The sequence below is a fragment of the Lactobacillus juensis genome, from assembly GCF_036246285.1.
GTDB lineage: Bacteria > Bacillota > Bacilli > Lactobacillales > Lactobacillaceae > Lactobacillus > Lactobacillus juensis.
Genome location: NZ_BTTS01000005.1, coordinates 2,515 through 5,239, shown reverse-complemented (window position 1 = coordinate 5,239; position 2,725 = coordinate 2,515). Strand labels below are relative to the sequence as shown.

Below are 2,725 nucleotides of genomic sequence, written 5' to 3'. Positions count from 1 at the left end.
AAGCACGGCAGCGTCCTACCCTCGCAGGCAGTCTCCCACCAACTACTCTCGGCGTGAAGAAGCTTAACTGCTGTGTTCGGCATGGTTACAGGTGTTTCCTTCTTGCTCTTGCCACCGTACTTTTTCTCTCTCTTTGAGCTTCTACGCTCAAAACTAAATATAATCCTCTGCTTGAAAAAACCTTCATTGCCATTAAGCTCTGGTCAAGTCCTCGACTGATTAGTACTGGTCCGCTCCAAGCCTCGCGGCTCTTCCACTCCCAGCCTATCTACCTCTTAGTCTTTGAGGTGTCTTACTACTTACGTATGGGAAATCTCATCTTGAGGGGGGCTTCGCACTTAGATGCTTTCAGCGCTTATCCCGGCCATACTTAGCTACCCAGCGATGCCTTTGGCAAGACAACTGGTACACCAGCGGTATGTCCATCCCGGTCCTCTCGTACTAAGGACAGCTCCTCGCAAATTTCCTACGCCCACGACGGATAGGGACCGAACTGTCTCACGACGTTCTGAACCCAGCTCGCGTGCCGCTTTAATGGGCGAACAGCCCAACCCTTGGGACCGACTTCAGCCCCAGGATGCGACGAGCCGACATCGAGGTGCCAAACCTCCCCGTCGATGTGAACTCTTGGGGGAGATAAGCCTGTTATCCCCAGGGTAGCTTTTATCCGTTGAGTGATGGCCCTTCCATGCGGTACCACCAGATCACTAAGCCCGACTTTCGTCCCTGCTCGAGTTGTCGCTCTCGCAGTCAAGCTCCCTTATACCTTTGCACTCTGTGAATGATTTCCAACCATTCTGAGGGAACCTTTGGGCGCCTCCGTTACACTTTAGGAGGCGACCGCCCCAGTCAAACTGCCCGTCTGACACTGTCCCATGCCTCGCTTAGAGGCCCTGGTTAGAGCAGCCATCAAACAAGGGTAGTATCCCAACATTGCCTCTGATAACACTGGCGTGCTATCTTCTCTGGCTCCTACCTATCCTGTACATGTTTAACAGCTGCCCAATATCAAATTGCAGTAAAGCTCCATGGGGTCTTTCCGTCCTGTCGCGGGTAACCCGCATCTTCACGGGTATTATAATTTCACCGAGTCTCTCGTTGAGACAGTGCCCAAATCATTACACCTTTCGTGCAGGTCGGAACTTACCCGACAAGGAATTTCGCTACCTTAGGACCGTTATAGTTACGGCCGCCGTTTACTGGGGCTTCAGTTCGCTGCTTCGCTTGCGCTAACAGCTCTCCTTAACCTTCCAGCACCGGGCAGGTGTCAGCCCCTATACGTCGTCTTACGACTTGGCAGAGACCTGTGTTTTTGATAAACAGTTGTTTGGGCCTATTCACTGCGGCTGGCTCTTACACCAGCACCCCTTCTCCCGAAGTTACGGGGCGATTTTGCCGAGTTCCTTAACGAGAGTTCTCTCGCTCACCTGAGTGTTCTCCACTCGACTACCTGTGTCGGTTTGCGGTACGGGTACGCAGCTTCTCGCTAGAAGCTTTTCTTGGCAGTGTGACGCTTGAACCTTCGCTACTTTGATTTCGCTCCTCATCACGCCTTGTGCTTAACAGTAACAAGCATTTGACTCATTACCACACTTAACGCTTGAACATGGCTTCCAGCGCCATGCGTTCTTTGCCTCCTGCGTCCCTCCTTCGCTATTAACGAAGCTGCGCAGTACAGGAATCTCTACCTGTTCTCCATCGACTACGCCTTTCGGCCTTGCCTTAGGTCCCGACTTACCCTGGGCGGACGAGCCTGCCCCAGGAAACCTTAGTCTTTCGGCGGATAGGATTCTCACCTATCTTGCGCTACTCATACCGGCATTCTCACTTCTAAACGCTCCACTTATCTTCGCAGTTAAGCTTCGCCGCATTTAGAACGCTCTCCTACCACGTGCATTACTGCACATCCACAGTTTCGGTACTATGCTTAGCCCCGGTAAATTTTCGGCGCAGCGTCACTCGACTAGTGAGCTATTACGCACTCTTTTAATGATGGCTGCTTCTGAGCCAACATCCTAGTTGTCTACGCAACTCCACATCCTTTTCCACTTAGCATAGATTTGGGGACCTTAACTGGTGATCTGGGCTGTTTCCCTTTCGACTACGGATCTTATCACTCGCAGTCTGACTCCAGTGCCTCGATCTCTGGAATTCGCAGTTTATCTGAATTCAGTAACCCCTGACGGGCCCTTCGTCCAAACAGTGCTCTACCTCCATGATCGTCCTGGCACCAGGCTAGCCCTAAAGCTATTTCGGAGAGAACCAGCTATCTCCAAGTTCGTTTGGAATTTCACCGCTACCCACAACTCATCCCCGCAATTTTTAACTTACGTGGGTTCGGTCCTCCAGTGCGCTTTACCGCACCTTCAACCTGGTCATGGGTAGGTCACTTGGTTTCGGGTCTACATCAGCTAACTGCTGCGCCCTCTTCAGACTCGCTTTCGCTCCGGCTCCGTCTTTTCTGACTTAACCTCGCTAGCTAACGTAACTCGCCGGTTCATTCTACAAAAGGCACGCCATCACCCTTTAATGGGCTTTGACTATTTGTAGGCACACGGTTTCAGGTTCTCTTTCACTCCCCTCCCGGGGTTCTTTTCACCTTTCCCTCACGGTACTGGTTCACTATCGGTCACAATGTAGTATTTAGCCTTGCGAGATGGTCCTCGCTGCTTCAATCGGGATTCCTCGTGTCCCGACCTACTCAGGATCCTGCTCAGCGCGCTCC

The 2,725-nt window shown here is 52.0% G+C and carries 2 rRNA genes; both read right to left on the bottom strand.

Going from position 1 to position 2,725, the window contains the following annotated elements:
- Window positions 1–2: 2 nt before the first annotated feature.
- Window positions 3–119, bottom strand: a 5S ribosomal RNA gene (rrf, locus tag AAA926_RS09755).
- Window positions 120–198: 79 nt separating this feature from the next.
- A 23S ribosomal RNA gene (locus AAA926_RS09750) occupies window positions 199–2,725 on the bottom strand.